7 protein-coding genes are annotated in these 8,676 nt (G+C 70.7%); 4 read left to right on the forward strand and 3 right to left on the reverse strand.

Annotation, left to right across the window (positions count from 1 at the left end; translation table 11 throughout):
* Positions 1-60 precede the first annotated feature (60 nt).
* Entirely contained in the window at positions 61-1,062 is a 1,002-nt protein-coding gene (hpnH, locus tag NBZ85_RS23105) for an adenosyl-hopene transferase HpnH (RefSeq protein WP_261560764.1), read from the reverse strand.
* A 353-nt stretch (positions 1,063-1,415) separates the two neighbouring features.
* On the opposite strand from hpnH, the gene NBZ85_RS23110 reads away from it, so the two are divergent.
* Both NBZ85_RS23110 and NBZ85_RS23115 read left to right on the forward strand, forming a co-directional pair.
* Complete coding sequence (locus NBZ85_RS23110; RefSeq protein WP_261559380.1) at positions 1,416-2,021, forward strand: Maf family protein; 606 nt, start codon at positions 1,416-1,418, stop codon at positions 2,019-2,021.
* A 452-nt stretch (positions 2,022-2,473) separates the two neighbouring features.
* Entirely contained in the window at positions 2,474-4,552 is a 2,079-nt protein-coding gene (locus NBZ85_RS23115; RefSeq protein ID WP_261559379.1) for a PKD domain-containing protein, read from the forward strand.
* Between the two features lie 157 nt (positions 4,553-4,709).
* Here the strand turns inward: NBZ85_RS23115 and cysE are convergent, their stop codons facing one another.
* Complete coding sequence (gene cysE, locus NBZ85_RS23120) at positions 4,710-5,438, reverse strand: serine O-acetyltransferase (protein WP_261559378.1); 729 nt, start codon at positions 5,436-5,438, stop codon at positions 4,710-4,712.
* A gap of 3 nt (positions 5,439-5,441) precedes the next feature.
* On the reverse strand, positions 5,442-6,374 hold the full coding sequence (gene cysK / locus NBZ85_RS23125; RefSeq protein WP_261559377.1) for a cysteine synthase A: 933 nt from the start codon (positions 6,372-6,374) through the stop codon (positions 5,442-5,444).
* Between the two features lie 234 nt (positions 6,375-6,608).
* Between cysK and NBZ85_RS23130 the strand changes: the two genes are divergently transcribed.
* Together NBZ85_RS23130 and NBZ85_RS23135 are read left to right on the forward strand one after the other, a co-directional pair.
* Positions 6,609-7,349, forward strand: coding sequence for a (Fe-S)-binding protein (locus NBZ85_RS23130; RefSeq protein ID WP_261559376.1), 741 nt, complete (start codon positions 6,609-6,611; stop codon positions 7,347-7,349).
* Positions 7,346-8,676 (forward strand): lactate utilization protein B (locus NBZ85_RS23135; RefSeq protein ID WP_261562575.1); only part of this gene is annotated, 1,331 nt, incomplete at its 3' end. The genes NBZ85_RS23130 and NBZ85_RS23135, both read left to right, overlap by 4 nt.

The raw sequence follows: 8,676 nt of genomic DNA on the forward strand, positions 1-8,676 counted from the left end.
GATCAGATCAGTACGCCGGACGCCGACCAGCCCGCGGGGCGGATCCGCGCCCGGCGGCGATCAGCGCGCGGCGGCGCGGATGGTCTCGCGCAGCGACCCCAGCGTCGCCGCGAGGGCCGTCGGCTCGTGGCCGCAGTGCGCCATGCAGTTCGCGCAGCGCGGGTCCTTGCCGCGGCCGTAGGAGTCCCAGTCGGTGGTGTCGAGCAGCTCCTGGTAGGACTCGGCGTAGCCGTCACCCATCAGGTAGCAGGGCTTCTGCCAGCCGTAGAGGGAATAGGACGGGATTCCCCAGGCCGTGCACGGGAAATCAAGCTTCCCCTCGAGGAAGTCCAGGTAGAGCGGCGAGTGGTTGATCCGCCAGCCCTTCCGGCGACCTTCCGCGAACGCCTTCCGGAAAAGCTCCCGAGTCGCCTCGACGCCCATGAAGTTCTCCTGGTCAGGAGCCTTCTCGTAGGCGTACGCCGGGGAGAGCATCATCCCGTCGACATTGAGATCGTTGTTCAGGAAGTTCAGGACGTCGATGACGTTCTGCGGGGTGTCGGTGTTGAAGAAGGTTGTGTTGGTGGTCACCCGGAAGCCCCGGCGCTGGGCCTCCTTGATGTTGTCCACCGCCTGGGCGAACACGCCCTTCTTCGCCACGATCTCGTCGTGGCGCTCCTCCAGGCCGTCAATGTGCACGGCGAAGGACAGGTAGGGCGACGGGGTGAGCTTGTCGATCTTCTTCGGGATGAGCAGCGCGTTCGTGCACAGGTAGACGAACTTCTTGCGCTTGACCAGGCCCTCGACGATCTGCTCGACCTGCGGGTGCATCAGCGGTTCGCCACCCGCCAGGCACACCACGGGGGCGCCGCACTCGTCGGCCGCAGCCAGCGCCTGCTCGACCGGCATACGCTGTTTCAACACGTCCGCCGGATGCTGGATCTTGCCGCAGCCCTCACACGAGAGGTTGCACGCGAACAGTGGTTCCAGTTCCAGGGTGATGGGAAATTTCTCGCGCCGCAGAATTTTCTGCTTCGCGAGATAGGCTCCGACTCTGATCGCCTGACGTGCTGGAATGGCCATTTTCACCCTCCTGGTGGTTGATCTCGATCTCGCCGGGTGGGTGGAGCAGTGCCCTGCCGGATCCAGTCTAGGTCCGCGATCCATCCAGTTCGCGGTCGAGTACCGGTGAGAGTTATGTAACCGACGAGGTACGACCCAACCCATCCCGCCCACGCCCGAAAGGGTCAATCGGCGAATGGCCCGGTCAGGAGGCTGCCCGGTCCGGGGATTCCGGTTCGGGGCCGCGTTCGACGCTTAGTCGAATGTGGTTGTCCAGCGCCGCCATGAGGCACGTCGCATAACGACGCCGGTCTACCGGCCCCCCGACGTGGCGGGGTCGGTGGGCCGTGGCCGGCGCTGGATACGCTGCTCCCATGACGGCGGATCAGCGCATCGTGCTCGCTTCCGGGTCACCGCGGCGCCGCGAGCTGCTGGCCCGGCTCGGGGTGCCCTTCGAGGTGGTCGTCAGCGGCGCCGACGAGTCGACGGCAACCGCGACGGCCCCCGAGCTGACCGTCGAGCTCGCCGAGCGCAAGGCCCGCGCCGTCGTCGCGCTGCGCCCCGGCCGCCTCATCCTCGGCAGCGACACCGTCGTCGAGGTCGACGGGCGGATCCTCGGCAAGCCGGCCTCCCCCGCCGACGCCCTCGACATGCTGCGCAGCCTGCGCGGGCGGACCCACCGGGTCGTCACCGGCGTCGTCGTCCTCGACGCGGCGACCGGCACCATCCGCGGCCGCGCCGCCACCACTGCGGTGACGATGCGCGACGTGCCCGACGCCGAGCTCGCCGCCTACGTCGCCGCCGGGGAGGCGATGGACGCCGCCGGCGCCTACGCCATCCAGGGCGGCGCGGCCGCGTTCGTCACCGCCGTCGACGGCGACCTCGACACCGTCATCGGCCTGCCGACGGCCGTCGTCCGCGAGCTGCTCGCCGCCTTCGGCGTAGCAGAGCGGTGTGTCCCGTCAGAGCGATACCCATGAGACAGGACGGCCCGAAGGAGTCGCGGTGCTCGTCATGATGGGCGTGGGCGACTGAGGCACCGCGAGAATTCCGGCCGACGGCTTGTCGAGGTTTCAACCCTTCGGCCGGAGCCGCCAGGCGACGATCAGTAGCTGCTCGACGCGCTCGCCGTGGACGGCCGAACCTCGGCAGCCGAGCTAGGCCACGGCCACCGGGCGGTCGCAGACGACGGTGCGGCGCAGGCTGTCGGAGCTGCGGTCGTCCGGCGCGCTCTACTACGACCTGGATTTCGATCACAGCAGGATGCTGGGGCACCCACCGCGACGCCCGCCGCGCCGGCTCGCCCGCCTGAGCACTCGCCTTGCTGACCAGCTTCACGGTGAACGCCGTTGACTTGTGGCCTGCATCACTCTAATGTCGACCCCTGGTCAGCTTCGCCAATGTGGGTGACTCAGGCGTGAAAGGAAGTTCGATGGCGTCCCTTGGACTCGACTCCTACGTTGTGATCGACAGTTTCTTCGGTGCGCCGTACATCGACGAGGACGAACAGCGCAACGAGCCCGTCGAGCATCGTTATATCCACGGCGGTTTCGAGGGGACGAGCACCCGGTTCGCGCTTTGTTACCCGCCCGCCGAGAGATGGCGGGGCCGCCTTTTCCAGCCGTTGGAGGGCGCCAACGCCGGCCACGAGAACGTCAACACCGGCCCGCTCGGCCAGGTGACCGGCGGGCTGGAGATGATTTTCAGGATGGGCGGCTTCGCCGTCGAGTCCAACATGGGTCACATCGGCGACGTCATGGATCCGAAGGCCGGCCCCGATCCGACGATCTACGGCTATCGGGCCGCCGCCGAGTCCGCCCGGTTCGCCAAGTTCCTGGCCGCCCAGGTCTACGGAGCCCCGACCGCGTATGCCTACGTGTACGGCGGAAGCGGCGGCGCGCGGCGCTCGCCGCTGTGCCTGGCGTACGCGCCCGACGTGTGGGACGCGGCCCTGCCCTACATGGGTGACGCCCAGGACGGCGACTACGGCGACCTGCGACTACTGCGCAACGGCACGCCCAACTTCTCCTCGATGTTCAACGTCCAGCGGGTCCTCGGAGACAGGATCCACGACGTCGTCGACGCGATGTGGCCGGGCGGCAGCGGCGATCCGTTCGCCGGCCTGAACACCCATCAGCGCGAGGAACTCGCGAACGTGTACAAGATCGGCTACCCGCGCGGTGACGAGTCCTTCATCGCCCAGCCGATGGGGCAGATGTGGCTGTGGTCGTCGATGGCCACGCGCCTGCAGGCCGACTATCCCCAGTACTGGGAGAACTTCTGGACCAAGCCCGGTCATGTCGGGTTCGACCAGCCCGAACTCGTGCGCGACGATCTGATCGAGCTGGACACGACGGTCAAGCGGGTCCTGTACGCGAAGGACCTGCTCGAGGACCCGGCCCTGCAGACGGCGGAGCTGGGCCAGGTGCGCGCGCTGGCGTCGTTGTTCGCGGCCATGAACAACATGTGGCACGTCCCGATGGCGGTGCAGCTCGACGAGGTTCCGGACGGCTACATCCTCGGGGCGGGCGTCGAACTGACCAGCGGCGCGGCCGCCGGCCGCAAGCTCTACGTCCTCAACGGGCACAGGGACGTCCTGCTCGTCGACAGCGACGGCGAGGCCGCGAACCTGCGTTTCACCGGCGTCGAGCCCGGTGACCGGGTACGGGTCGACAATCACGCCTTCCTCGCCTACTGCTACTACTACCGGCACCATCTCCTCCCGTGGGAGCCGGAGTACGACTTCCTGCGGGTCGACGGCCAGCCCCTCTACCAGCAGTACGAACTACCGGAGATGTCGCCGTTCATGGGCGTCAAGCACACCGGCCGGATCGAGGGCAAACTGCTGTGGGTCCACCACACTCATGATTCGTCACTGTGGCCGCCGCAGGGCCTGGGTTTCAAGGCGAACATCGAACGCGAGTACGGGGTCGAGCTGGCCCACACGAAGTTCCGCCTGCGCTGGACCGAGAATGCCGAGCACGTTCCGCCGAACATGGCGGCGTCGGCGCCGGGCCGGGCGAACACCACCTACCTGGTGAACTACCAGCCGATCATCGAGCAGTCCCTGGCCGACCTGGTCGACTGGGTGGAGAACGGCATCGAACCGGTCGATACGGAATACGACTACCGCGACGGCGCGATCGTCCTGCCGGCGACGGCCAAGGAACGCCGCGGTATCCAGCCGGTCGTGTCGGTGACGGCGAACGGCAGCGCTCGGGCCGAGGTCGCGGTGGGCGAGGCGGTCACGCTGTCCGCCCACGCCGAGACGCCGCCCGGCGCCGGCACGATCGTCGGCCTCCAGTGGGACTTCGACGGCCAGGGCACCTTCCCCCGCGCGGAGGACCTCGACGGCTCGCAGGCCGAGGTGACCGTGACCACGACGCACACCTACGACGCGCCCGGGACCTACTTCGCCACCGCCCTCGTCGAATCCCACCGTGACGGCGACGCCAACGCCACGTCGCGGCGCATCCCCAACCTGGCCTCGGCCCGCATCATCGTCCGGTAGCGGACGGGCCCGGTGATCCTGGCCGAGTGAGCGTCAGGGTCGCGGGAATCCGAGCGGGCGATGCGTTCACCTCGCGGGAGGCGGCGACCCCACGGGTCGCCGCCTCCCGCGCAGCTCACTGTGACCATCTGCGCACGGATTCGCGCCGGGGTTCGTACTAGATGGAGAAGTCCTCGCCCTGCCAGACGCCGGCCTGTGGCAGGCGGATCGGCGGCCGCTCCCCGGCGCCGTCGCCGGGCGCGGCACCGTCCGCACCGGCCGTGACGGCGGTGCGGGCGCGGGCCGCCTCGAGCCGGTCGACGCGGGTGAGCAGCGACTGCAGGCTGATGCCGACCAGGTCGGGCAGGCGGTCGTCGTGGGCGGGCTGCGGCCGGCTCGGGCTGATGACCTGCCCGGGGACGCCGACGACGACCGAACCCGGCGGGACGGGGTGGACGACGACGGCGTTCGCGCCGATGCGGCTGTCGGCGCCGACGGTGAACGAGCCGAGCACCTTCGCGCCGGCGCCGATCACCACCCGGTCGCCGATCGTCGGGTGGCGCTTGGTGGCCTCCAGGCTGGTCCCGCCGAGCGTCACCCCGTGGTAGATCGTCACGTCGGCGCCGACCTCGGCGGTCTCCCCGATGACCACTCCGGTGGCGTGGTCGATGAACACGCGCTCGCCGATCCGGGCGGCGGGGTGGATGTCGACGCCGGTCAGTTTGCGGGTCATCTCGGCGCCGACCCGGCTGAGCAGCGGCAGCCGGTGCGTCCACAGCCAGTGGTTCACCCGGTATCCCCACAGGGCGTGCACCCCGGGATAGCACAGCGCGACTTCGAGGGTGGAGCGGGCGGCGGGGTCGCGGTCCCGCGCCGTGCGCAGGTCCCGGCGCAGCGTCGCGAGCACGCCTCAGTCTCCCAGGCCGGCGAACAGCGGCGTCGACAGGTAGCGCTCGCCGAAGTCGGGCAGTACGACGACGATCAGCTTGCCGGCGTTCTCCGGGCGGCCCGCCACCGTCAGCGCGGCCGACACGGCCGCCCCGGCGGAGATGCCGACGAGCAGGCCCTCCTCGCGGGCGAGGCGGCGGGCGAGATCCATCGCGTCGTCGGCCTCCACCTGGATGATCTCGTCGACGAGCGTGGTGTCGAGCACGCCGGGCACGAAGCCGGCGCCGATGCCCTGGATCGGGTGCGGCCCCTTCGCGCCCCCGGACAGCACCGGCGACGCGGCGGGCTCCACCGCGACGAACCGGGCCGACGGCCGGCGCGCCTTGATGACCTCCGCCACCCCGGTGATCGTCCCACCGGTGCCGACGCCGGCGACGAGGAAGTCGATCGTCCCGTCGGTGTCGCGCCAGATCTCCTCAGCGGTCGTGGCCCGATGAATCGCCGGGTTGGCCGGGTTCTCGAACTGCTGGGGCATGAAGTAGCGGGAATCGCTCTTGGCCAGCTCCTCGGCCCTGGCGATGGCCCCGGCCATTCCCTCAGGGCCGGGGGTGAGCACCAGGTCGGCACCGTAGGCGCGCAGCAGCATCCGCCGCTCGACGCTCATCGTCTCCGGCATCGTCAGCACGCACCTGTAACCGCGGGCCGCGCACACCATGGCCAGCGCGATGCCGGTGTTCCCGCTGGTGGGCTCCACGATGATCGTGTCCGGGCCGATCGCGCCGGCCTGTTCGGCGGCGTCGATGAGCGCGAGACCGAGCCGGTCCTTCACGCTGTGCGCCGGGTTGAACGACTCCAGCTTGGCGACGACCTGGCCCCCGACCCCGTCGGTGACCCGGCGCAGCCGCACCAGGGGCGTGTTCCCGACCAGCCGCGTGATGTCCTCGGCGATCCTCATCGACGTTCTTCTCCTCGCTCGGTGCCCCTCTTTGTCACAGGGCCAGGGTATGTCTCGACTCCGGCGCGGAGCCGTCCGTGAACAATCAGGCACCATCGTGCACCCCGGGTGGCGGCGGAACCCGCCTCGGTGCCGGTACCGCGCGGCGGGTTGCGCGATGGGCGGGCGTCCGCGGTCCGGCCGGGATAGTTTCGAACCCGTGGCGATCGGGGTCGAGGACCGGGGCGGGCCCGGATGAGAATCGCGTTGTTCGTGACCTGCCTGGTCGACTCGCTGTTCCCCCGGGTCGGGCAGGCCACGACGGAGCTGCTGGAACGCCTCGGCCACGAGGTCGTCTTCCCCGCCGCACAGACCTGCTGCGGGCAGATGCACGTCAACACCGGCTACGCCCGCGAGGCGGTCGAGCTGGTCCGCCACCATGTCGACGTGTTCTCCGACGCCGACGTCATCGTCACCCCGTCCGGCTCGTGCGCCGGTTCGGTGCGCCACCAGCACGCCGCCCTCGCCCGCGACGCCGGCGACGACGCGCTCGCCCGCCGCGCCGAGGCGGTCGCGGCCCGCACCTACGAGCTGTCCGAGCTGCTCGTCGACGTGCTCGGCGTCTCCGATGTCGGCGCCTACTACCCACACCGGGTCACCTACCATCCGACCTGCCATTCGCTGCGGGTGCTGCGGGTCGGGGACCGGCCGCTGCGGCTGCTGCGCCAGGTCGCCGGGATGACGCTGGTGGAGCTGCCGGAGGCGGAGACCTGCTGCGGGTTCGGCGGCACCTTCGCCGTGAAGAACGCGCCGACGTCGACGGCGATGCTCGCCGACAAGATGCGTCACGTCCTCGGCACCGGCGCGGAGGTGGCCACCGCCGGCGACGCGTCCTGCCTGATGCACATCGGCGGCGGCCTGACCCGGCTGCGCGCCGCCACCCGCACGGTGCACCTCGCCGAGATCCTCGCCAGCACCCAGGCGAGCGTCCGGTGACGGCGGCGTTCCTCGGGATCCCCGCGCCGCCCGGCGTCGGGCAGCTGCGCGGCGACCGGCCGTTCCCCGCCGCCGCGCGCGACGCCCTCGGCGACAGCCAGCTGCGCCGCAACCTCGGCCACGCCACCGGGGTCATCCGCGCCAAGCGGGCCGCGGCGGTCGGCGAACTCGACGACTGGGAGCAGCTGCGCCTCGCCGGCGAGGCGATCAAACGGGCGACGATGGCCCGCCTGGACGACCATCTCGTCCGGCTGGAGGCCGAGGTGAGCGCCCGCGGCGGGACGGTGCACTGGGCCCGCGACGCGAACGAGGCGAACGCGATCGTCACCGGCCTCGTCCAGGCGACCGGCGCGACCGAACTGGTCAAGGTCAAGTCGATGGCCACCCAGGAGATCGGCCTGAACGCCGCGCTCGCCGACGCCGGCATCACCGCCCACGAGACCGACCTCGCCGAACTGATCATCCAGCTGGGCGACGACGTGCCCAGCCACATCCTGGTCCCGGCGATCCACCGCAACCGCGCCGAGATCCGCGAGCTGTTCCTGCGGGAGATGCCCGACGTCGACCCGTCGCTCACCGCCGAGCCGCGCCGCCTGGCCATGGCCGCCCGCGCCCACCTGCGCCGCACGTTCCTGCGGGCGCGGGTCGCCGTGTCGGGGGCGAACTTCGGCGTCGCCGAGACCGGCTCGCTGGTCGTGGTGGAGTCGGAGGGCAACGGCCGGATGTGCCTGACGTTGCCGGAGACGCTGATCACGGTGATGGGCATCGAGAAGGTCGTGCCGAGCTGGCGCGACCTGGAGGTGTTCCTGCAGCTGCTGCCACGGTCGTCGACCGGTGAGCGGATGAACCCGTACACCTCGACCTGGAGCGGCGTCACCCCCGGCGACGGTCCGCGGGCGTTCCATCTGGTCCTGCTCGACAACGGCCGCACCGCCGCCCTCGGCGACGCCGTCGGCCGCGACGCGCTGCACTGCATCCGCTGCTCGGCCTGCCTGAACGTCTGCCCCGTCTACGAGCGCGTCGGCGGCCACGCCTACGGCTCGGTCTACCCCGGCCCCATCGGCGCCGTGCTGTCCCCGCAGCTCACCGGGATCCACGCCGGCAACGACGACAACGCCTCCCTGCCGTACGCCTCCAGCCTGTGCGGCGCCTGCTACGACGTCTGCCCGGTGCGCATCGACATCCCGTCGCTGCTCGTCCGCCTGCGCACCGCCCACGTCGACGCCGCCCGCGAACGCCCGCTGCCCACCGCGGAGGCGCTCACGATGGCCGCCGCCGCCTGGGTGATGTCCACCCCCACCCGCTTCGCCACCGCGCAGACCGCCTC

The organism is Frankia tisae, from assembly GCF_025403405.1.
Lineage (GTDB): Bacteria > Actinomycetota > Actinomycetes > Frankiales > Frankiaceae > Frankia > Frankia tisai.